This window comes from Prevotella sp. oral taxon 306 str. F0472, from assembly GCF_000257925.1.
Taxonomy (GTDB): Bacteria; Bacteroidota; Bacteroidia; order Bacteroidales; family Bacteroidaceae; genus Prevotella; species Prevotella vespertina.
The window spans coordinates 1-26687 of sequence record NZ_AJIN01000022.1 but is presented as its reverse complement, the minus strand read 5'-3'; the positions used below and the strand labels follow the sequence as shown (position 1 = coordinate 26687).

The window sequence follows — 26687 nt, the reverse complement described above, 5'->3', positions numbered from 1 at the left end:
CAAGATATACTGCATCAGGGTATGGAAAGAACTTTTCTTACACCTCAACAGCCCCTTTCCATTATCTTCTACCAGGTACTGACGCAAAGAACTTGAAGATGGATATCAGCGAAGGACAAATCTTTTGGAAGAATATGGAGGGTTCTATCAATAGCCTTGTGAGTGCTGGTAAGGTCTTAGAAGCCAATGGAACCTATACAATAGCCGTGAAGATCAAGCCTTACTTCACCTATCTTTTCAGCGACGGAACAACAGGCTTGCTACATAAGAACCCTGGAAAGACACCTGTCGGAGTCGTTGTTGACCCTGTAAACCATCTTGCCGCAGCTATAGAAGAGGCTGGAAACGGAACGAAGTATAAGCTTGCTGAGACATTATATGACTATGTGCATCGAAGCAGTCATCCTATTAGTGATGGGGGAGGGATTGGTGTTAGCTCTGCAAGTAGGTACTATAGAGAGTTCTCAACCAGCGGTTATGACGAGACATGGAATGCTTCTTATGCAGGAGCGGACGTGCTTCCTGCAGATAAAGTAAGAGGTGAGAGTGATAACTTCCCAGCCTTTAAAGCAGCTGCAACATTCCGCCCAACAGCCGTCTTAACTGGTACTTTGGCAACAAAGAAGTGGTTCTTACCCTCTCAAAGAGACTATTTCCATGCTTATGATTTGCTGGGTTTTGCTGATAGAGTGTATATTATAGGGAGGTTAAACAATCGCTACTTGTGGTATGGTTATCTATTCGAATCAGCCTTTACTGCCGTTGGTGGCGTTTCTTTCGTTGGTAATACAGAAGAGAGATTCTATTGGACAAGTACCGATCATAATGGTGGTAGTCGATTCGAAGCAAGCCCTGGATATGTAGGAACTCCTACGAATTACTCATGGTTAAAATATAAGGTTCGATCCTTTGTACAGTACGATTAAATAAGAGGGAACACACTCCTGAAATTAAGGAAGCAGCCTCACCCCCGTCCCCTCTCCGAATGGAGAGGGGAGTGAATACTGCTGTTTGCAAGTGAAGGAAAGCCTCACCCCCAACCCCTCTCCGAATGGAGAGGGGAGTGAATACTATTGTTTGCAAACAAAGAGGGTGTTTCTTCGATGCAAGGAGAGGCTCTCTTCTATGCAAAGAAACGCCCTTCTCGATTAGAGAAGGGCGTTTCCTTTAATTCTAGAATATGATTACCTCTATTCCCCCTAACCATCCTCTCCCATTCTACTAGCAGTTTTCACTCCCCTCTCCATTCGGAGAGGGGGCGGGGGTGAGGCTGTAGATGGGCTGGTGGTGAGCCTGTTGTTGGCTGGTGATAGGCTTTGGTTGGGTTTGTGCTGCACCTGTTTTTATTCTCACTTGATTACAATAAAAGGGGAGGGGAGAGCGTTATATGATAGTTATGATAGGTAAGTATCTGAAAACAAGTATATTATTTGTGTTCTTCCTGATGGTTACGCAGGTAGCTATTGGTCAGTCTTTTACGTTGCAAGGGAAGGTGTCTGACAAAGATGGAAACCCCATTGAATTGGCGTCCGTGATGGTTGTTTCGCAAGGAAAGTTGGCTATGACGAACCTAAAAGGCGAATTTCACATGCAGTTACACAGCGAGGATTCGGTGAAAGTACGCTTTTCGATGATTGGTTATAAGAGTAAGGAGCGGGTGCTCCGACGCCCACAAGGCAAGCAGACCATGCTCGTTCAGCTCCTTGATGACAATGAGATGCAGGAGGTGGTAGTAGAGGGTAAGACCAAGCAACATGGTACGACCGAGGAACTCGACGTCGATAAGGTGAAGCAGGGGCCCTCTGCTTCGGGCAATGCAGTCGAAGAGATGGTGCAGACGCAAGCAGGTGTCTCCACTCATTCCGAACTCTCCTCGCAATACAATGTGCGTGGTGGAACGTTCGATGAGAACTCTGTCTATATCAATAACATTGAGGTCTATCGCCCCTTCCTGGTACGTAGTGGGCAGCAGGAGGGCTTGTCTATCATAAATCCTGACATGGTTCAGAGTGTCGGCTTCTCAACTGGTGGCTTTGAAGCAAAGTATGGTGACAAGATGAGTTCAGCCCTCGACATCACTTACAAGCGTCCGAAACGAACCGAAGCGAGCCTCACTGCCTCCTTACTTGGAGCCAGTGCGTACCTTGGAATAGCGTCAAAGAAGTTCACTTGGACTAATGGTGTGCGTTATAAAACGAACCGTTATCTACTCGGATCGTTGCAGACTAAGGGTGAATATAAGCCCTCGTTTTTGGATTATCAAACCTATCTTTCATGGCAGCCCAGCAAGCGCTGGCAGATAGACTTTATAGGAAATATATCGGACAATCACTATAACTTCCAACCAGAAGACCGTGAGACGAACTTCGGGACACTGCAGAATGTGAAGAAGTTCCGTGTTTACTTCGATGGACAAGAGAAGGATCTCTTCCGCACTTACTTTGGTTCTCTCTCCATCACACGCCATCTCTCACCTCGAACAGACGTATCGCTCTTGGCGTCGGCATTCTCAACAAAGGAGCAGGAACGCTATGATATACAGGGACAATACTGGCTTACGCAGACCGAGACATCGGAGAATCTTGGTGTGGGAACCTATATGCAGCATTCGCGCGACTACCTGAATGCGAATGTGAAGAGCCTCAAATTGATGTTACAACATCGAACGGGTAAGCATAAGATAGAGGGTGGTGTGACCTATAAGGTGGAGCAGGTTAAGGAGAATTCAGCCGAGTATGAGTATCGTGATTCGGCTGGTTATAATGTGCCACATACTGGTCGGGATCTTCGCATGATATACTCCCTTCGTGCGAAGAACGATCTGAATGCTAAGCGAACAGAAGCCTATCTGCAAGACACATGGAACTTCCAAACACGTGATTCAGTGCCAACGCTCTTCACATTCAACTATGGTGTGCGTTTCGCCCATTGGTCGTTTAATGGCGAGAGCATCGTCTCTCCACGTGCTTCCCTTACCATTACTCCTGGCAAGAATCGCAATCTTAGCTTCCGAATAGCAGGTGGTTTGTATTATCAAGCACCGTTCTATAAAGAGTTGCGAGACACCTCCGTGGTGAATGGCATCACCTATGCAACCCTGAACCAAAGCGTCCGTTCGCAACGATCCATCCATGCTTTGGCGTCCATGTCCTATCGTTTTGAGATGATGGGTAGACCATTTAAGTTCACTGCTGAGGCTTATTACAAAGCCTTGTCACAGCTCGTACCTTATTCAGTAGACAATGTGAAGGTCACATACTACGGCGATCAGCAAGCCACGGGACATGCAACAGGATTAGATCTAAAGCTCTTTGGCGAGTTTGTTCCTGGTACTGATTCATGGTTGACACTAAGTGTTATGAACACAAGAATGCGCCTAAATGGAAAGAGCATACCGCTCCCGACCGACCAACGATATGCACTGAATCTATACTTCACAGACTATTTCCCGGGTACGACGAGATGGCGAATGTCACTCAAGTTAGCCTATGCGGACGGGCTTCCCTTCGCAACTCCTCACCAGGAACTAGAGAACAACTCCTTCCGAGCACCAGCCTATAAGCGGGCGGATATAGGTATGAGTTATCGTCTACTAGACAATCATGATGGTAGTAGAAACACGATATTCAAGAACGTTTGGATTGGGCTTGATTGCCTTAACCTATTCGGTATCAACAACGTTAACTCATACTATTGGGTGACCGATATAGCCGGTCAGCAATATGCCGTACCGAACTTTCTTACGGGTCGCCAGATTAATGGTAGGGTGACAGTAGAGTTCTAGTTCTCATATTCCGTAGGGTCTTTAACCCCAGCATCAGCGAATGCCTCTTTGCGTTCCACACATGTTCCACACTTTCCACAGTGCATCTCTGACCCCTTATAACAGCTCCATGTCTTGGCGTAATCAATGCCTAGAGCATCGCCACGACGCACGATGTCAGCCTTAGAAATGTTCGTGTAAGGAGCCTCGACACGCACATCAACGAAGGTGCCAGCCGATGTTGCCTTATCCATGGCATCGATGAACTCGGGTCGACAATCAGGGTAAATCGTGTGGTCGCCACCATGATTTGCAATATAAACACGCTTTAGTTCGTGGCTTTCCGCTATACCCGTAGCAATCGCCAACATGATTCCGTTGCGGAAAGGAACCACTGTCGACTTCATGTTCTCCTCCTCATAATGCCCCTCGGGGATGGCTTCTGCACCTTCAAGTAGCGAACTCTTGAAGTACTGGTGCATGAACGTTAAGGGTATAGTTATGTGTGGTATGCCCAGCTTCTGACAGTGGTATTCAGCATAAGGTAACTCCTTCTTGCCATGGTTCTGACCGTAATCAAACGATATAGCTAAGGCTATTGTCTCCGCCTTGTCATATAATAAGGTGATGGAATCAAGGCCTCCACTGACGATAATAACAGAATCTTTCATATCCAACGAATTAATCAATAACAATATAGCTCAGTGCTAACTGCGCTTTACAAAATACCCGATTAAGGGTAAACCATACGTGCAAAATTACAAAAAAGATACTAATCTCTTCCCTAATTCATCGAAAAGTAGTATTTTTGCGGTAGGTTAGTAATCACATTAAAAAGTATATATAAAGAGATGAAAATTAATGATTTCAACTTCGCCGGACATAAGGCTATCGTCCGCGTAGACTTCAATGTGCCATTAGATGAGCATGGTCATGTAACAGACGACACACGTATTCGCGGTGCTCTTCCTACCTTGAAGAAGGTGTTGGAGGATGGTGGTGCCCTCATCATGATGAGCCACATGGGTAAACCAAAGGGTAAGGTTAAACCAGAACTATCATTGAGTCAGATCGTAAAGAACGTTAGTGATGCCTTAGGAGTTGATGTTAAGTTCGCTAAGGACGCTGGTAATGCTGATGCAGAGGCAGCTGCCTTGAAGCCAGGTGAGGCTCTCTTGTTGGAGAACCTACGCTACTATCCTGAAGAGGAAGGTAAGCCAGTAGGTGTTGAAAAGGGCACTCCTGAGTATGACGCAGCCAAGGCTGAGATGAAAGAACGCCAGCAGAACTTTGCAAAGAAACTTGCTTCTTACGCTGACGTGTACGTTAATGACGCCTTTGGAACAGCCCATCGCAAGCACGCATCAACGGCTGTTATCGCTGATTACTTCGATGCTGACCATAAGATGTTGGGCTTCCTTATGGAGAAGGAAGTTACTGCCATCGATAACGTCCTACGTAATGCTAAGCACCCATTCACAGCCATCATCGGTGGTTCAAAGGTAAGTTCTAAGCTCGGAGTAATCAAGAACCTCCTTGACAAAGTGGACAATCTTATCATCGGCGGAGGTATGGGTTACACCTTTATCAAGGCTCAGGGCGGTAAGATCGGTAAGTCTCTTCACGAGGATGACCTTATGCCAGAGGCATTGAATGTGATAGCTGCTGCGAAGGAGAAGGGCGTTAACCTCTCATTGTCAGTGGCTACTGTTTGTGGTAAAGAGTTCTCTAATGACACTGAACGTAAGGTGTTCCCAATCGATCAGATACCTGATGAGTGGGAGGGAATGGACGCTTCTGAAGAGAGCATTGAGGCTTGGAAGAAGATCATTCTAAGCTCTAAGACCATCCTTTGGAACGGTCCTGTAGGTGTGTTCGAGTTGGAGAACTTTGCTAAAGGAACAGGCGAGATCGCTAAGACCGTAGCACAGGCAACACAAGAGAACGGTGCTTACTCACTCGTTGGTGGTGGTGACTCTGTAGCCGCAGTCAATAAGTTTGGACTTGCAGATAAGGTTTCTTACGTATCTACAGGTGGTGGTGCTATGCTCGAGGCAATCGAGGGTAAGGTACTTCCAGGAGTAGCTGCAATCAATAAGTAAGCGCATTTCTTGCACTTAGATATATAAGCCGTCGTTCCGTAGGGGGCGACGGCTTTTTTGCTAAATGACCCCTTCAACCTAAATAATGAGTATTAAGAACCTAATAATGAGTAGTTTATCGTTACTATCGGGACTATCTGCAAATGCGTTCACAACCGATAGTTTGACACAGATGAAAGGATTTCCTACGACCGAAACGGGTATCGAACAAGGTGTATCAGCCTGTTTCGCAGGACATATAGGAGCGTATATTGTGATGGCAGGAGGCTGCAATTTCCCTGTTAACACGCTCGCTCCCGACAGCAAGAAGAAGTTTTATAAAGGTATATACAGCGCACGTTCCACCACAGGCGACCAACTGACATGGACGCAGATAGGCTCCCTGCCCGAGCCAATCGCTTATGGTGTTGCCGTGTCATGTGCGGACGGAATGATCATAGCAGGCGGTCAGAACGAGAGCGGAAGCAAGCATGGTGTCTATCGCATTACGCTCGCTAAGGATGGTCAAGCACGTGTGACTGCTCTCCCCTCTATGCCTTGCAAGGTGGATAATATGGCTGGCGCACTCGTCGGTCGACACCTGTATATCGTTGGCGGAATGGTAGATGGAAAGGCAAGCAATCGTGTGTTATGCCTCGACTTAGACCATCTCAATCGTGGATGGAAGGACATTCAACCCTTTCCCGGACTACCTCGTGTACAGCCGGTAGCCGGTTCTTTAGGCGAAAGAAAACTCTGTCTTTTCGGTGGATTTGCCCCTGCTACAAGCGAGAAAGAGGCACAGTTGGCTATGGATGGCTACCTCTTTGATGAAGAGAGCGGCACTTGGAAAAACCTCGATTGCCCTAAGGATGAGGCTGGCGAAGACCTCTTTGTGGGTGGCGGAGCAGCTATCAACATAGCAACTGACCATCTCTTGGTCACGGGCGGAGTAAACAAAGACATCTTCCTAGCGGCTGTCAATCATCCACAACCCGACTATCTCTCTCACCCGATAGCGTGGTATCAGTTCAACCCTTACACCTTATTATATAATGAGGGTGGTTGGCAAGTATTGTCGAAACATACGGAAACAGCACGTGCGGGTGCTGCCATGGTCAAAACCGAGGATGGTGTCTTTGTCATCGGAGGTGAGTTAAAACCCCGTGTAAGAAGCAATCAGATTGTAAAATACCCCGAACAAGCTCCACACAAACGTGAGATAAAATAACAAACAGCGGTAAAAACCTATCAATGAAGAAGTATTATCCTTGGGTGCTTGTCGCCCTCTTATGGTTCGTAGCACTCCTGAATTACATGGACCGACAGATGTTGTCCACCATGCAAGAGGCTATGAAAGTAGATATTAGTGAGTTAAATCAAGCCGAAGCATTCGGTGCTTTGATGGCAGTCTTCCTTTGGATCTATGGCATTGTAAGCCCCTTTGCAGGTATTATAGCCGACAGGATGAGCCGTAAGTGGCTCGTCGTCGGTAGCATATTCGTATGGTCTGCGGTCACATTCCTTATGGGTTATGCCCACAACTTCACGCAGCTTTACTGGCTAAGAGCCTTTATGGGCATTAGTGAAGCACTCTATATCCCTTCTGCCCTGTCGTTAATTGCCGACTGGCATGAGGGTAAGTCGCGCTCATTAGCTATCGGAATCCACATGACCGGACTCTATGTTGGACAGGCGATAGGCGGCTTTGGAGCCACACTCGCAGCCATGCTCTCATGGAATGCGGCGTTCCATTGGTTCGGCGTTATCGGTATTATCTATTCAGTCGTACTCCTCCTCTTACTCAAAGAGAATCCGAAACATTCGCAGAAAACGCCCACCGCAAATGGAGAAAAGCCCTCACGCAACCCGTTCCGAGGCTTATCTGTGGTCTTCTCAACGTGGGCATTCTGGGTAATATTGTTCTATTTCGCTGTACCTAGCCTCCCCGGATGGGCAACGAAGAACTGGTTACCAACGCTCTTTGCCGATAATTTGAACATACCAATGGCTAGTGCGGGACCTATATCGACCATTACTATTGCCGTATCGTCCTTTGTTGGCGTCATTCTTGGAGGTATCCTCTCCGACAGATGGGTGCAGCGCAATATCCGTGGAAGAGTTTATACGAGTGCTATTGGGCTTGGTTTGACCGTCCCAGCATTGATTCTCTTGGGCTTTGGACATAGTCTCATCGCAGTCGTTGGGGCTGGACTATGCTTCGGAGTGGGCTATGGTATCTTTGATGCGAACAATATGCCGATCCTTTGCCAGTTCATTTCTTCAAAGTACCGAAGCACTGCCTATGGTATAATGAACATGACGGGCGTCTTTGCCGGGGCTGCCGTTACACAAGTGTTAGGTAAGTGGACCGATGGAGGAAACCTTGGGTTGGGCTTTGCCCTATTAGGAGCTGTGGTGGTGCTAGCCCTCATCTTGCAGCTTTCTTGTCTACGACCAACGACAGACAATATGGAATAGTAATACATTAAAATATAGTTATGGAAAAGATTATTGGACTTATCGATGCACCATTCACACCCTTTCATGCGAATGGCGATGTCAATCTCGAACCTATCGAGAAGTATGCAGCTATGTTGCAGAAGAATGGTTTGAAAGGTGTATTCATCAATGGTTCTTCAGGCGAAGGATATATGCTTACAACCGAAGAACGTATGCAGTTGGCAGAGAGATGGGTACAAGTAGCCCCCGAAGGGTTTAAGGTCATCGTACACGTGGGGAGCTGTTGTCTGCGTGAGAGTGTTAAGTTGGCAAAGCATGCCGAGCACATTGGTGCGTGGGGAATAGGCGCAATGGCACCTCCATTCCCTAAGATTGGTCGTATCGAGGAGTTGGTGAAGTATTGCGAAACCATTGCTTCGGCAGCCCCTTCCTTACCGTTCTATTATTATCACATCCCAGCCTTCAACGGCGCTTTCTTGCCTATGCTTGACTTGTTGAAAGCCGTTGATGGACGCATAGAAAACTTTGCTGGAATCAAGTACACCTTCGAGAGTCTCTATGAGTACAATCAGTGTCGTTTGTATAAAGAAGGCAAGTATGACATGCTTCATGGTCAAGACGAAACAATCCTCCCAAGCCTTGCTCAGGGTGGAGCACGTGGTGGCATTGGTGGTACAACGAACTATAACGGGCGCGAGCTGACGGGTATCATTGAGGCATGGAACGCTGGCGACATCGAGACAGCACGTGAGAAACAGAACTTCTCACAGGCAGTGATCAATGTTATCTGTCACTTCCGTGGTAACATCGTAGGCGGTAAGCGCATCATGAAACTGCTCGGTTTCGACCTCGGACCGAACCGTGTTCCCTTCCAAAACATGACCGATGAAGAGGAAGCACGTATGCAGAAAGAACTCGAGGAGATTGGTTTCTTCGAGAGGTGTAATAGGTTTTAAGTTACCCCACCCAGCCTCCCCCAAGGGGAGGAGTGCCTAACGGGAGCAGGTGAGAAGAAGCCTCACAACAGTCCAACCACAGCCTATCACTAGCCCATCTACAGCCTCACCCCCGTCCCCTCTCCGAATGGAGAGGGGCGTGAATACTATTAGTAGGATGTGAGAGGATGGTAAGTGGGAATAGAGGTAATTGTATTCTAGAATTAAAGGAAACGCCCTTCTCCAATCGAGAAGGGCGTTTCCTTATGTCGAGAAGAGCCTCTCCTTGCATCAAAGAAACGCCCCCTTTATTTGCAAACAATGGTTTTCACTCCCCTCTCCATTCGGAGAGGGGTTGGGGGAGAGGCTTTATTTGGGCTGGGGGAGAGACTTCTTCTCACTTGTTCCTGTTAGGTGTTCCTCCCCTTGGGGGAGGTTAGGTGGGGTTATTCCATTCGGAGAGGGGGCGGGGGTGAGGCTGTTTTCTTTTCACTACCCACCCCATAATTATAGACGAAATATGTCTTTTTAATAATGAAAAGATTATAAATTCGTTTTTTTTTCGTACTTTTGCAGTCGGATAATGATAGAAGAGTAATATCAAAGAAGGAGTTCTTTTAAGATTGTAATAAGAGTTATAGCGAAAACAATTAACCATTATGAGCGAATCAAGTGATGGTATTCAGTTTAAGTGACGGCTATTTTTCGATTAGTAAAAGATTGTTTTTTGATTAGTAAGTAAATATTAATTATAGAGAAAGATGCACAAGATGAATTTTCTCCAACGTATTACCTGTGTTCTTATTCTGAACCTTTTATGCTTTGGACCATTATGTCTTCCAGCTTCAGCACAGGACTTCGATAGTGCGAAGGTAACGCTTTCTTTGCAGGATGCAACAATCGAATCCTTTGCAAATGAGGTTGCTAAGCAAACGGGTCTAGTAGTGAAATTTGCTGACGAGGATGTTAAGTCGCTCAAAGGAGTAACCCTTTCCGTTCGCGACCAGTCAGTCACAAGTTTATTGGTGAGCCTCTCCAATCAACTTCCGTTTACTTATTCGGTTGATGGAAACACCCTCACCTTTGCCAAGAAGGTAGTTGCTCAACGCAAAGGAACCATCAAAGGTCAGGTTACTGACGCCGATGGCGAGCCAATCATTGGTGCCATAGTCCGCATGGAAGGCGTTAATGGAGGCTTCGTAACCGATATCAATGGTGAATACCAGATACAAACGGATCAGAAGGAGGCGCACCTTACGGTGTCCTACATCGGTTATAAGACCGTAACAAGGACTGTTAAGAATGGAGCAGCAGCCAACTTCACCTTGAGAGAGGACTCTAAAGAGATGCAGGAGGTTGTTGTTACGGGTTATCAAACTAAGAACAAGAACTCGTTTACGGGCTCTCAAGTAGCCGTGACACGCGATCAGTTGATGAATGTGGGTACGAAGAATGTGTTGCAAAGTATATCTTCCTTCGTGCCAGGTATGGTCATCGCCGATGATAACCTCAAGGGTTCTGACCCTAACAAGGTGGCAGATATCAATATTCGTGGGCGTGCCACCTTTGAGGGACAGGCTAATACTCCAGTCTATGTAGTCGATGGTGCACAGGTAACAGCAGAGTATGTTGCCGACATGGATATGAATGATATCGAGACAGTAACCGTCTTGAAGGATGCTTCAGCGTCTGCCCTTTATGGTGCGAAGGCGTCAGCTGGTGTGATTGTCATCACTACCAAGACCTTGAAAGGTGGTAAACTGAAATTGAATTATAGTGGGACTGTTCGTTTGTCAACGCCAGACTTGCATGATTATCACCTCTTGAATGCTCGTCAGAAACTTGAGTATGAGCGTTTAGCAGGCTTGTTCACTGATACAGACCCAACCCGTCAGTACCAGTACGACCGCGACTATGCACGTATCTATAACGATGTTCAGCGTGGAGTAGAGACCGATTGGCTATCGAAACCATTGCGTAATGCCTTCTCACAATCGCATAGCTTGAGTATAGATGGTGGTGATGAGCGTGCCAAATATAACCTTGGAGTACGTTATGGAAAGGACTCCGGAGTGATGAAAGGGTCTGATCGTACCCGCTTATCAACCAACTTCCGCCTCTCATATAACGTCTCGGGCAAGTTCTTCATATCGAATAATTCAACGTTAACATCGGTTACTAATCATGAATCACCGTATGGTGACTTCTCCGATTGGGTAAAGATGAACCCTTATGAAAACCCTTACGATGCCGACGGGCAGTTGCGTTCTTCGCTCTATCATGACCTTGCCAACCCCTTGTATGACGCTTCGTTAGGTAGTTACAACAAGTCGAATAACTTCGACTTCCTCAATACCACGAGTGTTCAGTTATGGTTTGGTGATAAGGTGCGATTGGATGGTGACTTCACAATCGACCGCAGTAAGCAAGACAGACGAGTGTTTACTTCACCTTTCTCATACAATGAGAAGATCTCAAAAGCAGTCAATCAGCGAGGCTCCTTATCGGATAACTGGACCAATACAACCACCTTCCAAGGTAAGGTAATGCTGTCTTATAACAACTACTTCTTCAAGAAGTTGTTCTTAACAGCTATGGGTGGTAGTAGTATGGAGTCGACTTCTACAGACGTAGCAGGCTATCGCTCCGTTGGATTCTACTCTGACCAGTTGGGTCATCCAGCCTTTGCTACCTCTTATGATACCAATAGTCACCCTAGTGGTTCAGATACAGAAACAAGGGGAGTAGGCTTCTTTGTGAATGCAAACACTATATGGGATAACAAGTACTTCCTCGATCTCATCTATCGTTATGAAGGCTCTTCTCGATTCGGAAAGAACCAACGCTTTGCCCCATTCTGGAGTGTTGGAGGTGGTTGGAACATCCATAATGAGAAGTTCATGAAGGGTACTCCCATTCAATTACTCAAGTTGCGTGCTAGCATAGGATACCTTGGTAACATCAACTTCAACCCTTATCAGTCATTAACAACGTATAGTTACAACAGCTCTTACTTCTATGGTAAGGGTACAGGTGCCACACCTATTACTATAGGTAACCCCGACTTGAAGTGGGAACGCACGTTGAGTACGAATATCGGTGTCGACTTCACCGCTTTCCATGGGCGTATCGACCTCTCTGCCGACTACTATATCAAGAATACAGATAACCTGCTTTTGGATATAACCAAGGCACCATCAGTAGGTGTATCCACCTCTCGTGAGAATATTGGAGAGGTTCAGAACACAGGTTTCGAGCTTCGTGTTCGCACCTTCCCAATACAGACAAAGGACTGGCAATGGTCGCTTGGTTTCACCTATGCATATAATAAGAATAAGATCAAGAAGATAAGTAATGCGCTCCGTGCACTCAATGAGCAGAACCTCGCAAAGGGTGGTGTTGCACCACTCCCAGTATATGAGGAAGGTCAGTCATTGTCTGCTTTGAAGGTTGTTCCATCCGCTGGTATCGACCCAGTAACAGGTCAGGAAATCTTCATCAAGCGTGATGGTAACTATACATTTACCTATGATCCGAATGACAAAGTAATCTTTGGTGATACGAACCCAATCGGTATTGGAGCCATCAACTCCTACCTTACTTATAAGCGATTTGCCCTTAGCTGTACCTTCCAATACTCATTTGGAGGAGCCTTGTATAACGAGACTCTCGCTACAAAGGTAGAGGGTGCTAACCCTAAGTATAACGCTGATGAGCGTGTACTTCAGGACAGATGGAAGACGCCAGGGACGATTGCTAAGTACAAGCGAATTGATGATACGGCAACACCTTATCAAACATCTCGCTTCGTACAGATGAACAATTACCTGCGAATGAGCAGTTTGGCATTGTCTTACGAGGTTCCAACAACATGGATACAGAAGTACGGCTTGAGACGTATGTACCTCGAGTTCCTCACCAATGACCTCTTCTATCTATCCTCAGCAAAGCGTGAGCGCGGTCTAAACTACCCTTACGATAGAAGTTTCGAGTTCTCTTTAAGATTCTCACTTTAATACGATTAGACAAGAAATGAATATGTTGACAAAATATATAGGGGCTGCGGTGGTACTTGCACTACTGACCTCTTGCAATGACTTCTTGGATGTTCAACCCAAAGGACAGAACACCGAAGACCAGATGTTTACGACTATCACGGGTTATGAAGATGCTATGTTTGGTGTTTATGGCAAGTTAGCTTCCTCCAACCTGTATGGTGAGAGCCTCTCATGGGGGCTTGTTGACAAGCTCGGACAGGAGTTTGGTTATGATAATTCGCAGGATGTGAGCTATTATCTGAACCGTTACCAATATACCAACCAGCAGGCTCGTTTGCAGACAGATGCCATCTGGAAGAACATGTATAGCAATCTCGCAAATGTCAACAACGTGTTGCGACACATGAATGATATCAGTAGTGCGCCTCAAGAGAGACGCCTCATACATGGTGAAGCATTGGGTTTGCGTGCCTTTATGCACTTCGATTTGGCTCGCTTATACTGTACTGACTATACCCGAAGTGACGCCAATACGTTAGGTTTACCATACGCAACTGAGTTCAATCTAAAGAACCGCTCGCGTTATAGTTTGCATGATACTTTCAAGTTAATCATGGGTGATTTGAATGCTGCCGACTCGCTATTGTCAGATGATAATAACGTCACTTACAATAACGTTTTACAGCGTGATTATCATCAAGACCGCGTCATCTTTTTCAATAAATATGCGGTGAAAGCAACGAAAGCACGCGTTTACTATGCTATGGGCAATAAGTCAGAAGCAGCCAAGTATGCACGTGAAGTCATCAATGCAACACAGAACTTTAAGCTGAACACAACGACTTCTATCGATTCAATTATGCGTTTCCCAGCTAATAAAGAGATGATATTTGGCGTTTATGCAGCCGATCGTTCAGGTGCTATTCGTTCTGCTTTTCTGCGTGCAACAGGTGCTGGTACGTTTACTGAAGGGCGTCGTGATGCACGAAGTCTCTATGAGACAGACCACTTCACAGCCACTAGCTCCGATGCAAGATACAGCTCGTTCTTCAGAGAAAACACCTCTTCGGGTGCATCAACATTCTCTTTTATACGCTTCATACAGAACGATGCAGAGGCAAACAACAATACTCTCAAGGGCTTTGTACTGATTAGTCTGCCAGAGATGTACTATATCTTGAGTGAAAGTGTGTATGACACGAACAAGACAGAGGCTATTTCTCTGCTTAATGCAGTGAGGAAGAGTAGGGGACTTGGCGATGTCGATGCATCGAAAGTGAGCACACGTGAACTCTTCGAACAGGAGATGATGCGTGAACGTATGCGTGAGTTCCCTGGTATGGGACAGTCATTCTATGCGTTAAAGCACTATAATCGCAGCTTTACAGACTTCCGCAACGTTGATACCTATCAGCCTTCTGATGCCATCTTCAACCTCCCTTGGCCTGATGTGGAGAATGAGTATGGTAACAAGGAAGTACACAAATTATAAAAGATAAGGGCTAATAAGGTCTTTGTGGAGCGAAAGACTCTTTCGCTAACCACGCTGACCAGCCCTCATACAAAGTATATTGATACAATCAACTAGAATTTAATAGATTATGTATAAGTCAATCATAAACTTCTTTGCCATTGGTGTTATTGCCTTGTCATGGCAGGCATGCTCTGGTATAGATTACGATGGGGAATATTCTAAAGAAGGTGATTTTGAAGGCAATAATCAGGTGTATTTTGCTTTGAAGAATACTTCTGACACCTTATATAATTACTCTTTTGGAACCGCACCAACTAGTGTGACACGTGATACGGTAGCTGTTACAGTAAAGCTCGCAGGCGTTAAAAAGTCCACAGCTCAGCACTTTAAGGTAGTCGTTGACCCTAGTAGTTCGGCTCAAGCAGGTGTACACTATGAGGCCTTGAATAGCGATCAGATCATTCCAGCCGATAGTCTTTCAGCAACGTTCCCAGTGGTGTTGTTGCGTCAAAACTTGAGTAGTACGCAGAATGATAACATACGAATTGTATTGCGTTTAGAGGCTACCAACGATTTAGGAGTTCGTTTCCCGAATATGACCAAGCGTATTATCACCTTCGATAATGTACTCGAGAAGCCTTATTGGTGGGACTATCCAATAATGAAGGCAATGGGTCTTCCAGACTATACTCCAGCCAAGTATCGTATGTTGTTGTCGTATTATAACTCTGACCCAAGCCTAATTGTGAATGCAATTCGCAATCCTCGTCAACAGACACAGCTGTATAGAAACATTCAGAAGGTTAAGGCTTATTTCCTAGCAAACCCTGAGTAACAATACAACTAATAGATAACAGATACGGGACATGGTCCCTTCATGGAATAAGAAAGCTACAAGTATGATAAAGAAATATTTATATGTATTGGCACTATCTGCCCTTACCTTCACCTCATGTATTAAGGATGACTCTACTGCGGGGGGCGACTCTGTATCAGTGATAAGTCTTCAGAATCCTCTTGAAAGTACTTACACATTGGATCAGAACGATACTCTTAAGATCAATCCAACCGTCTTGCAGACCAATGGAGACAAACCCCTTACTTATGAATGGGAGGTTAATCATAAGCTAGTATCGAACGATTCGAAGCTAGTCTACCCTTGTAACAAGTCGGGAGAGTACAAAGCTCGCTTGCGTGTAAGCAATGGTCAGAACATTCAAATCTATGAGTTCAATGTCAATGTAGAATATGCTTACACCAAGGGAATCTATCTCTTGGCTGATAACAACAATCAAACCATCTTGTCATACGTCCCAACTGAGGATGTAAAGAAGTCCTTCAAGTTGGATGTATTGGCTGATAACAACCCTAATGTCAGCTTTGGTGCGCCACGCTCAATGGCTTTCAGTAGGACATTCGATAGTCAGAAGGCAAACATCCTGTTCCTTGCTGCAGGTAACCCATCGAAGATTTATCAGCTAGATGGCTATGAGATGGTATCGATCTTCAATACTTCTGTTGGTGAGAAGGTCAATCAGTTAGTGGCAAGTTCGGATGATAGTCGACCCAAGGTGATGGCTATTACAGATCATAACCTCTATTCTCTTGATGTGAATTCAACCAATCTTCGAACACAGACATCACGTTTCAATGGTGCTGTCAGTGGTAACGTCACACTTGCCAATTACATGACTCCATGGTGGAGAGAGGACTTGTTCTATGCACATGGCGATGCTTACTTCGACAATTCACATGGTGCTCTTCTCACAATGGCGATTGAGAACACCTCAATACCAGCCGAGATCCTCAAGGGAACATTCTCTGGTGACACCTTGGTAGGTATGGCTAGCATTAATAGGCAGCGACATCTCGCCCTCATCACATGCCAGAAGAGCACGGGAACATTCTATTTCAACTATATCAACCCAGGCTATTATTCGTCTGACGCAACCAAGCGCATTGCTGCAAATGTACTGTATCGTATAGCTATGCCAGCGTCAACTGGAATTGAAAATGGCTCTGTTGTGCGTTCAGCACGTAGTAAGAACATCGTTTACTACACGAAGGGTAACGCTGTATATGCACATAACGTCCTAGCGAACGGAACCTTTCCTACGGCTCCACTCATTAGTGTTGGCAATAGCACGGAGACGATAGTTGACATGGTATTCTCCGATGATGACAACCTTATATATATAGCAACTAACGACCCATCAAGCACTATGCAGGGCAGTCTTTACTGTTATGACGCACAGACAAATAGCCTACGTTGGTCGAAACAGCATATCACTAAGAGGATTGTGAAGGCACTATACAGAAACAAATAAACATTAATGATAATGAATATCTCACATTGGAAACCATTACTGGGAGGGGCTTTTGCGTTCCTCCTAGTATTGCATGGTACTGTAGTTAAGGCTGATGACAATAAGTCGAAGGACTCTTCTAAAGCCAAGAAGGAGACGAAGTACGATCGACTCTTTAAGGACAAGAAGACCGAGACAGCACGTAGTAAGTTCATCACAGTCTACAAGCAAGACAACAAAATCTACTTTGAATTACCGCGAACACTGCTTAAGAAGCAGATGATATTAGGTGGCACGATCACGTCAACGACTGACCCTACAACGGTGACAGTCGGTTCGACGAGTGCTAACCCAGTACTCTTTTATTTCGACATACAGGATAGCTCGGTGGTAATGAAGACCCCGAACAATGTTCTCTTTCAGTCGAATGCCTCCTCACCAGAGCTTTCTAGCGCCCTAGCACTCAACTATCGCGATGGTATCTGGCAGGGTTTTAACATCATGGCATATAACAATGACAGTACAGCAGTAGTCTTCGACGTTACCTCCTTACTAGGGAAACCAACCAACTTACTGCCTGTTATGCCAACACGTAATGGTAAGTATTCTATCAAGGCAACGCCTAAGTCTGAGCTTTCTTTTATACGAGGTATAAAGAGTTTTGATACTAACTTGTCCATTAATAACGACTTCTCCTATGGCGTTTCTACCTCTTTAATGTCTATGCCGATAGGTGGTGAGCGTCCAACAACAGTAGGTGTAAGCTATAGCCTAGCCCTTGTTCCCGAGTCAGCTATGCGTCCTCGTATTATGGACTCACGCATTGGCGTTGATTATTCTGCTCGATTAGGAATACCCGTAGAAGGGGCTGGAACCAAGAAAATCTACTATTCTCACCGTTGGAATCTTGTGCCACGTGATAAGAAGGCATACGCTAAAGGCAAACTAAGTGAGCCTGTTCAGCCTATCCGCTTCTATCTTGATAACACCTTTCCAGAGGCTTGGAAGAAACCTATCAGAGAGGGTGTTCTTGCGTGGAACAAGGCTTTTGAGAAGATTGGATATCGAAATGCAATAGAGGTGGTAGACTTCCCTAAGGATCAAGAAGACTTCGACCCAGACAACGTGCAGTACTCTTGTATCAGATATATCCCTAGTGGTTCTTCATCCGAACCATCGAGTGACAAGTATGTAAACCCTAATACTGGAGAGATTATGAGTGCGTCAATGTTTATCTATTCTGACGTTGAACGCTCTCTGCATAAGCGTCGTTTGGTTGAGACAGGAGCTGTTGATCCATCAGTGAGAGGCAACCGCTTGAATGCAGCTCAGTTTGCTGAAGGGTTGAAACTACTTGTGATGAGAGAGATGGGAAGTATGTTGGGATTGCAAGCTAACCCTGGTGCGTCATCTACTTACCCTACTGACTCTTTGCGTAATGCACGTTTCACCACAACCATGGGACTAACGCCATCGGTTATGGATGACGTTGATTATAATTATGTGGCACAACCCACAGACCATGGTGTACGCCTTGCTCAAAACGATTTGGGCATGTATGACTATTTCACCATTGATTGGAACTATCGTTACTTCGACCCTTCTACCATCTCTATCAACGATGAGACAAAGACACTCGAGGCTTTCGTCGATAAGAAGATACAGAATCCTCGCTATCGTTTCTACGCTGAACGCAATGGCAAGTGGGATCCACGTGTGCAGCAAGGTGCGCTCGGTAATGACATGATAGAGACTGCCAACCTTGCCAACAAGAACTACTCTATCGTTGAATCGAACCTCTCTAAGTGGATAAAGAACGATGAGGACACACGAATCAAGGATCAGCTCTATCTCCAGATATCACAGAATCGATACGAAGTATTCAAACATGTGCTTAGTAACGTGGGTGGTATGTACCTTAACAACATGAAGGTTTCAAGTGGAATAGCGCAGTATCAGGTCGTACCTAAGGATCTTCAGCGTCGCTCAATGCTGTGGTGTCTACAACAGGCAACCAACTTCACCAAGTATGCTAACCGCAACTACGAGCGCAAAGGGTTCTTATCTGTTAGCTACTATGACCAGTCTTTGGAGTTCCTAGGCTATGACTTGCTTGCAGCTAGGCTTCGTGTGGCTGTTACCTCTTACTTGAATCCAAACAGCTACACGCAGAAGGAGTACTTTGATGACCTCTATGATGGTATATTCAAGAGCGTTGCTCAAATGCGCGCACCCTCTCAGAGCGAGCGAGTTCTGCAACGCACATTCATGAATTATGCGCAGAATGTAGTCTCAAAAGCCACTGGCAATGGTGGTTCTGAGGGTGGTTCGGGCAGTCGTTCGGCGTTGAAAGATGACGACATGGGCGCTACACCAGGTTTTGGAGACCCTTCACAGAATCTCGCCCCAACAGTGGATATCACTGTAGCAGACAACTCTGAGCTTTATTTCTATAATTGTCTGGCTAAGTTAAAACCAGCTTTGGAGAAGTGCCTAAAGGCTAATTTGCCCTTAGAAGCACGCACCCACTATGAGATGTTGCTCTTCAAAGTGAACAAGACAATGGAGGTTAAGAAATGAGAAAACTATTCATTCCATCTAAGAGAACGGCTGCCATCAGCTTACTAGCGGTTGGCTTGCTAAGTATCTCACTCTCGGCGCAGGCTTTCCCACTCTTTAAAAAGAAGAAGAAAGAGACTAAGACAACCACAACTGTGGTGAAGAAAGATGCTTACGAGCGACTCCTTACAGAACAGAAGACCGACTCTGCCCGAGGTCCTTTCGTCTCTCTCTATCGAACGGAAGAGAAACTTTACGTCGAACTCCCCCCTTCTTCCCTCAATCGTGATATGTTGCTAGGGGCAACCATCTCGTCAGTATCTAGTCCGCAATATGCCGAATTAGGTACACGAGCAGGCTCTGTTTCTCATATCCGATTCGTTCAGAAGGATAGTTCTATCGTCATGCAGGCTGTCAATTCAGAGTTGCTTGACGCTTTACCAACGCCAATGGCTAAGGAAGCTGAGGCTACTAACTATCGTAACCTCGACCTCTATTCCTTCCCAATCAAGGCTCATAACAAGAAAACAGGTGGTATCGTCTTCGATGCCTCATCGTTCTTCTTGCGCGAAAGTAAGTATTTCCCCGTTATCGCCAAGATAGCCGGTCCTTACAGAGTGGATGCCGAATTGAAACCCGAATGGATAAAGGTTACTGCCTTAAAGTCCTTTGAGTCCAACGCATGTATTAAGATGGAACGTAACTACGTAGCCAACATGACGGGCAATAGTGGTAGTGTGGCAATCAGCAATCAACCGGTATCCATCGGTGTTGAATTTACATTAGCTCTATTGCCAGAGGATAAGATGACGCCTCGACTTAGCGATGTCCGACTAGGTTACTTCTTAACTCCTAAGGCAATAGTTAACGATGGACTCATAGAGCATGCGAGCTTTATTAATAGGTGGCGAGTAGAGCCGAAGGACCCTGCCGCATACTTTGCAGGGAAGCTCTCAGAGCCTAAGAAGCCGATTGTTTACTATATCGACAACAACTTCCCACCGCTTTGGAAGAAGGCAATTAGGAACTCCGTTCTGCGTTGGAACGCTGCTTTTGAACGCATAGGATTTAAGAATGTCATGCAGGTAAGGGACTTCCCAACGGATGACCCGAGCTTTGATCCAGATAATTTCAAGTACTCTTGCATACGTTACTTGCCTACTGCTACAGAGAATGCAATGGGTCCGTCATGGATTGATCCACGCACGGGTGAAATCATCACAGCCACTGTCTTGGTTTATAACGACGTGGTCAACGTCATTAATAGTTGGCGTTTTATCCAGACAGCACAGCTCGATCCCGCTGCTCGAACGCTCAATATGCCTGATAGCATACTAGAGGCTTCGCTCGAATATATCGTTGGTCACGAGGTTGGTCATACACTCGGATTAATGCACAATATGGCTGCATCAGCTGCTATACCTACTGACTCGTTACGCTCAGTGGACTTCACTCAGAAGTACGGCACCACAGCCTCTATCATGGACTATGCCCGTTTCAATTACGTTGCACAGCCTTCTGATAAGGGCGTATCGCTTACGCCACCTCTTCTCGGCGTCTATGACAAGTATGCCATAGAGTGGGGTTATCGTGTATTCCCTAACTCTAAAGGCTTTCGTGACGATATTAAGCCTTTGCAGGAACTTGTGGCTCAACACGAAACCGACCCTATGTATCGTTATGGATTGCAACAGTCGCGTTATCGTTATGACCCAACTGCGATTGAGGAAGACCTTGGTAGCGATGCAATCAAGTCGAGTACCTATGGGTTGAAGAACCTTGAATACATCCTCCAGCACTTTGATGAGTGGATACCAGATGGTGAGGACGGGGCTAGAAAGGCGAAACTCTATCGTCAAATAGTGTCTCAGGCTTATGGTTACTCACGCAATGTTTATGCCTTGATAGGCGGTATCAAACTCTATCAAACGACCGAGTCTTCAGGGCTTCCACGCTATGAAGTCGTATCAAAGGAACGCCAACGTGCAGCAGCAATGTGGCTCTTGGATGAGGCTCGAAAGTTCGGTAAACGAGGGATAACAAGTCTTGAAGATAAATTGCCACAGGTTAATTCGCACCCTTATAAGATGTTGGCAAGTGGCATACAAGAGATGGCTATGTCTGCAACAGCACGTTTGGCACTCAGTTACTATGCCGATTCCACATCCTATTCGCCCTTGGAATATAACGAGGATGTCTATAACAACGTATGGAAAAAGACGATTGCAGGTGACGAGTCACTCGATGATGACGATATTGCCATGGAGCGTTTATACGTGGAACGACTCAGGTCGAACGTTATGGAAGTGAAGCAGATGGGTAGGGTGCGCAGCCTTCGCAATGATAAAGAAGACGTGTCCTTCCTCGGTTTCGGAACGGGTTATGGCGATCCAGAAACAATGTGGACAGAGACCATCGACCGCACTGCTGAGTATGTGTTCCACTATGCGCAGAAGTTGAAAACACTCCTTGCTGAGCGTATCAAGACCACGAGTAACAGTACACTCAAGTCGCAATATGAATTGATGTATGCACGTGTTCAACGCTACATGAACGAATAAATCGTATAGAAAGAGGGCCTCTCCCCCGCCAATAACAGGCTTACCACCAGCCCATCTACAGCCTCACCCCCGTCCCCTCTCCGAATGGAGAGGGGCGTGAATACTGCTAGTAGGATGAGAGAGGATGGTTAGTGTGAATAGAGAGAATTGTATTTTGGAATCAAAGAAAAAGCCTCTGGGTAAGACATCCCCTCCTTTGGAGGGGCTTGGGGAGGCTTCTTTTTAAATTAAGAAAACGCCCTTCTCGATTGGAGAAGGGCGTTTCTTCTTATCGAAGAGAGCCTTTCCTTGCATCAAAGAAGCGCCCCCTTTATCTGCAAACAATGGTTTTCACTCCCCTCTCCATTCGGAGAGGGGTTGGGGGAGAGGCTGTATCTCTCCCTTAAACAGCAAATAAGTGCAGTAAACATGATTGACTTCTAGAAGATTTTTGTAACTTTGCTCTCAGATAAATAACAATCAAAAAGGATATAGATATATGCTTACATTAAAGCTTATAAGCGAAGAGACAGAGCGTGTCATCAAAGGATTGGAGAAGAAACACTTCTCTGGTGCACGTGAGGCAGTAGAGAAAGTATTGGAATATGACCGCTTGCGTCGTGAGACTCAGCAGAAACTTGACACCAATAAACAGCATCAGAACCAACTATCAAAGCAGATTGGTCAACTGATGAAGGACGGTAAGAAGGATGAAGCTAACAATATAAAAGAAGAGGTGGCAGAGCTTAAATCGGCCGACAAAGCACTCCAGGAGATCATGGAGAATGCCCAGAAGGAGATGACCGAGGTGCTCTTAACCATTCCAAACATCCCTAACGACGATGTTCCAGAGGGCAAGGACGCTAACGACAACGTTGTTGTTAAGGAGGGCGGAACCAAGCCTAACCTCCCAGCTGACGCCCAATGCCACTGGGATCTATTGAAGAAGTTCAACCTAGTTGACTTCGACTTAGGTGTGAAGATAACGGGTGCTGGCTTCCCATTATACATCGGTAAGATGGCAAGATTCCAACGTGCTCTAGAGGCATTCTTCCTTGATGAAGCACGAAAAAGCGGCTATCTTGAGGTGCAACCACCATTGGTTGTTAATCAAGACTCCGGTCTTGGCACTGGTCAGTTGCCTGATAAAGAGGGTCAGATGTACCATGCTAACCTCGATGATCTATACTTGATTCCAACGGCAGAGGTGCCTGTTACCAACATATTCCGTGATGAGATTCTTGACGAGAAAGAGCTCCCGATTAAGCGTTGTGCTTACTCTGCTTGCTTCCGTCGAGAGGCTGGTAGCTATGGAAAAGACGTGCGTGGACTGAATCGTCTACACCAGTTTGATAAGGTGGAGATCGTACGCATCGATAAGCCAGAACACTCTTATGAGTCATTGGATGAGATGTTGAACCATGTAGAAGGTCTATTGAAAAAGCTCGAATTACCCTATCACATCCTTCGTCTCTGCGGTGGCGACATGAGCTTCACATCGGCTATCTGCTATGATTTCGAGGTATGGAGTGCAGCGCAGGAACGCTGGTTGGAGGTGTCAAGTGTATCTAACTTCGAGAGTTACCAAGCGAATCGTTTGCATTGTCGTTACCGTCATGCAGAGGATAAGAAGATAGAGTTGTGCCACACACTGAATGGTTCGGCACTTGCTTTACCACGCATTGTTGCGGCAATCATAGAGAACAATCAAACCCCAGAGGGTATACGTGTTCCGAAGGTACTCGTACCTTATTGCGGCTTTGAAATGCTCGACGATAAGATGGACTAAGCCTTAGCCCACTAATACGGAACAACGAACAAGACATAACCTAACAATCAACCTTTTAACAAAACTCATCCCTCGTGGATCCTAATCCCCCCTCTCCAAGCGGAGAGGGGACGTGGATGAGCCCTTTAGACTATGAACAAGATTATAAGTAAGAAGCAGTTTTCTGAGAAGGTGTTTTGTATTGAAGTAGAGGCACCACTCATAGCTCGTAGTTGTCGACCAGGCAACTTTATCATCGTACGTGTTGATCATCACAGTGAGAGAGTACCATACACCATTGCCAAAGCTGACGCCCAGAAGGGCACGTTGACAATGGTTATTCAAGAGGTGGGACGCTCTTCGACGAAGCTTTGCCAACTAGAGGTTGGAGATGAGATAGTCGATATTGTCGGTCCTTTGGGCACTCCTTCTCGCATTGAGAAATACGGTACAGTCGTATGCGCGGGAGGTGGTATTGGCATTGCAGCAATACTCCCCATCCTCACAGCTCTTAAACAAGCTGGCAACAAGGTAATATCTGTTTTGGCTGGAAGAAGCAAGGAACTTGTTATCATGGTGGACGATGTTCGACAGTACTCTGACGAGGTGATCATCATGACGGATGATGGTTCTTATGGTGAGAAGGGCGTTGTCACGGTGGGAGTTGAGAAGGTGATTCAACGTGAGCATGTCGATAAGGTGTTGGCGATTGGACCTCCTATTATGATGAAATTCACCTCACTCTTGGCAAAGAAATACGGCATTCCAAACGATGTATCACTGAATACTATCATGGTGGATGGCACTGGTATGTGTGGTGCTTGTCGATTGACTATCGGTGGAAAGACCAAGTTTGTCTGCATTGACGGACCAGAGTTTGACGGCGACTTAGTCGATTGGGACGAGATGTTTAAGCGTATGGGCACCTTCAAGGAGATTGAGGCTAAGGACATGGCTGTGCCTAATCCAGCTGATAAGAAGGGTTCCGACCATTCGAACTCGTCTATTAATAATGTGGGAGATGAGGCTTCTGCGGATAGTGCAAAATCATCTTCTATCGACAAAAACAACGTTTCCACCGATGAAGCAAACGAACCCGAAGAGGTTTGGCGCAAGGCTCTTCGCAAGGAGTTGAAGCCTAAGGAGCGTACAGCCATCCCTCGTGTGCAGATGCCGGAACTTGATCCTGCCTATCGTGCAACGACCCGTTTGGAGGAAGTGAACATCGGTTTGACACCCGAAATGGCTATGCAAGAGGCGAAGCGATGCCTCGATTGCCCGAAACCAACGTGTGTGGAAGGGTGCCCAGTGGGCATTCATATCCCCGACTTCATCAAACATATAGAGCATGGAGACTTCCTTCAGGCAGCTAGCATACTAAAGGAAACATCGGCATTGCCCGCTGTTTGCGGTCGTGTATGCCCACAGGAAAAGCAGTGCGAGAGCCGTTGTATCCATCTAAAGATGAATTCGCCCGCCGTAGCCATTGGTTATCTCGAGCGTTTCGCAGCCGACTATGAGCGTGAGAGTGGGCAGATGACCTTACCAAAAGTAGCCCCCTCGACGGGTATCAAGGTAGCTGTTGTGGGTTCAGGACCATCTGGTTTGAGCTTTGCAGGCGATATGGTAAAGCGTGGATATGAGGTTTATGTGTTCGAAGCACTACATGAGATCGGTGGTGTACTCAAGTATGGTATCCCCGAGTTCCGCCTCCCTAACAGGATAGTAGATGTAGAGATTGAGAACCTCCGACGTATGGGTGTCCACTTCCAAACAGACACGATTGTGGGTAAGACTATCAGCATTGACGAATTGAAGGAGATGGGTTTTAAAGGCATATTTGTAGGTTCCGGAGCAGGCTTACCGAACTTTATGGGCATTGAAGGAGAGAACTCTATCAACATACTCTCTAGTAACGAATACCTCACGAGAGTAAACCTCATGGATGCAGCTAACCCCGAAACGGACACGCCACTCATAATAGGTAAGAGGGTTCTAGTTATAGGAGGAGGTAACACAGCGATGGACTCCTGCCGTACAGCTAAGCGTCTTGGGGCAGACGTGACATTGGTATACAGACGTTCAGAAGCAGAGATGCCTGCACGCCTGGAGGAGGTGAAACACGCCAAAGAAGAGGGTGTTCATTTCCTCACGTTACATAATCCTCAATCGTACAAAGCCGATGAGAAGGGTCGCGTCTGTGCTGCGGTATTGGATGTGATGAGGCTTGGTGAGCCTGATGCTAGTGGGCGTCGACGTCCAGAGGTAACGGGCGAGACGGTGACAGTGGAGTGCGATCAAGTGATTGTGGCAGTAGGAGTTTCACCGAACCCGTTGGTTCCGAAGTCTATCGAAGGGCTTGAGTTAGGTCGTAAGAACACGATAGTTGTCAGCGACCAGATGCAGAGTTCCCGTCCAGAGATATATGCAGGTGGTGACATTGTACGTGGTGGTGCGACTGTTATCCTCGCTATGGGCGATGGTAGAAGAGCCGCAGCGAGTATGGCAGAAAGGCTCGCTTTGTAATCCAAAGCTATGAGTGCTTAGACAGAGTAACATAGTTTCTAAGACATAAGGACATAGTTTTTTAGACAAAATGACATAAGGACATATTGTTTTAATGACATATATTAAAGACATAATAATATAGTAACAATGTGCTTAGTAACAGATGTTTAAGACAGAAGGATATGTTTTTTTAGACAAAATGACATAAGGACATATTGTTTTAATGACATATATTAAAGACATAATAATATAGTAACAATGTGCTTAGTAACAGATGTTTAAGACAGAAGGA

Annotated in this window: 15 protein-coding genes and 1 pseudogene; 14 read left to right on the top strand and 2 right to left on the bottom strand. The window is 46.0% G+C overall.

Annotated features, from left to right (window positions below):
* A pseudogene (locus HMPREF9969_RS13015) lies at positions 1-926 on the top strand (hypothetical protein); the annotation flags it as partial.
* Positions 927-1221: 295 nt separating this feature from the next.
* Here HMPREF9969_RS13015 and HMPREF9969_RS13275 read toward each other — a convergent pair.
* Positions 1222-1353 carry a hypothetical protein gene (locus HMPREF9969_RS13275; RefSeq protein ID WP_255346212.1) on the bottom strand — a complete coding sequence of 44 codons (132 nt, stop codon included), beginning with the start codon at positions 1351-1353 and terminating at the stop codon, positions 1222-1224.
* 91 nt (positions 1354-1444) lie between these two features.
* Between HMPREF9969_RS13275 and HMPREF9969_RS03540 the strand changes: the two genes are divergently transcribed.
* Positions 1445-3784 carry a TonB-dependent receptor gene (locus HMPREF9969_RS03540; protein WP_410477196.1) on the top strand — a complete coding sequence of 780 codons (2340 nt, stop codon included), beginning with the start codon at positions 1445-1447 and terminating at the stop codon, positions 3782-3784.
* On the opposite strand, the gene queC is transcribed toward HMPREF9969_RS03540, so the two are convergent.
* Positions 3781-4434: a 7-cyano-7-deazaguanine synthase QueC gene (queC, locus tag HMPREF9969_RS03535; protein ID WP_036894876.1), complete on the bottom strand. Its 654-nt coding sequence runs from the start codon at positions 4432-4434 to the stop codon at positions 3781-3783. The genes HMPREF9969_RS03540 and queC overlap by 4 nt on opposite strands.
* A 180-nt stretch (positions 4435-4614) precedes the next feature.
* Here queC and HMPREF9969_RS03530 point away from each other — a divergent pair, with 180 nt between their 5' ends.
* The 12 genes from HMPREF9969_RS03530 to HMPREF9969_RS03475 all read left to right on the top strand — a co-directional run bounded on the left by HMPREF9969_RS03530 (position 4615) and on the right by HMPREF9969_RS03475 (position 26413).
* Entirely contained in the window at positions 4615-5865 is a 1251-nt protein-coding gene (locus HMPREF9969_RS03530) for a phosphoglycerate kinase (protein WP_004384255.1), read from the top strand.
* 106 nt (positions 5866-5971) lie between these two features.
* Positions 5972-7075, top strand: coding sequence for a cyclically-permuted mutarotase family protein (locus HMPREF9969_RS03525; RefSeq protein WP_009434489.1), 1104 nt, complete (start codon positions 5972-5974; stop codon positions 7073-7075).
* A gap of 23 nt (positions 7076-7098) precedes the next feature.
* Complete coding sequence (locus HMPREF9969_RS03520) at positions 7099-8325, top strand: MFS transporter (protein WP_009434485.1); 1227 nt, start codon at positions 7099-7101, stop codon at positions 8323-8325.
* A gap of 20 nt (positions 8326-8345) precedes the next feature.
* A complete protein-coding gene (locus HMPREF9969_RS03515) occupies positions 8346-9263 on the top strand; it encodes a dihydrodipicolinate synthase family protein (protein WP_009434479.1) in 918 nt (305 codons plus the stop codon).
* Positions 9264-10003: 740 nt separating this feature from the next.
* Positions 10004-13258, top strand: coding sequence for a SusC/RagA family TonB-linked outer membrane protein (locus HMPREF9969_RS03510; RefSeq protein ID WP_036894874.1), 3255 nt, complete (start codon positions 10004-10006; stop codon positions 13256-13258).
* Between the two features lie 16 nt (positions 13259-13274).
* Entirely contained in the window at positions 13275-14732 is a 1458-nt protein-coding gene (locus HMPREF9969_RS03505; protein WP_050899962.1) for a RagB/SusD family nutrient uptake outer membrane protein, read from the top strand.
* A gap of 109 nt (positions 14733-14841) precedes the next feature.
* A complete protein-coding gene (locus HMPREF9969_RS03500) occupies positions 14842-15549 on the top strand; it encodes a DUF4843 domain-containing protein (RefSeq protein WP_009434495.1) in 708 nt (235 codons plus the stop codon).
* A gap of 64 nt (positions 15550-15613) precedes the next feature.
* Positions 15614-17041 (top strand): PKD-like domain-containing protein, encoded by a 1428-nt coding sequence (locus HMPREF9969_RS03495; RefSeq protein WP_036894880.1) that lies wholly within the window; start codon positions 15614-15616, stop codon positions 17039-17041.
* A gap of 12 nt (positions 17042-17053) precedes the next feature.
* Positions 17054-19600 carry a zinc-dependent metalloprotease gene (locus HMPREF9969_RS03490; RefSeq protein ID WP_009434486.1) on the top strand — a complete coding sequence of 849 codons (2547 nt, stop codon included), beginning with the start codon at positions 17054-17056 and terminating at the stop codon, positions 19598-19600.
* Complete coding sequence (locus tag HMPREF9969_RS03485; protein WP_009434483.1) at positions 19597-22140, top strand: zinc-dependent metalloprotease; 2544 nt, start codon at positions 19597-19599, stop codon at positions 22138-22140. The genes HMPREF9969_RS03490 and HMPREF9969_RS03485 overlap by 4 nt, the downstream gene beginning before the upstream one ends.
* A gap of 478 nt (positions 22141-22618) precedes the next feature.
* A complete protein-coding gene (gene serS / locus HMPREF9969_RS03480; protein ID WP_004384262.1) occupies positions 22619-23908 on the top strand; it encodes a serine--tRNA ligase in 1290 nt (429 codons plus the stop codon).
* Between the two features lie 132 nt (positions 23909-24040).
* Positions 24041-26413, top strand: coding sequence for a bifunctional dihydroorotate dehydrogenase B NAD binding subunit/NADPH-dependent glutamate synthase (locus tag HMPREF9969_RS03475; RefSeq protein WP_009434480.1), 2373 nt, complete (start codon positions 24041-24043; stop codon positions 26411-26413).
* The last annotated feature ends 274 nt before the right edge of the window (positions 26414-26687 follow it).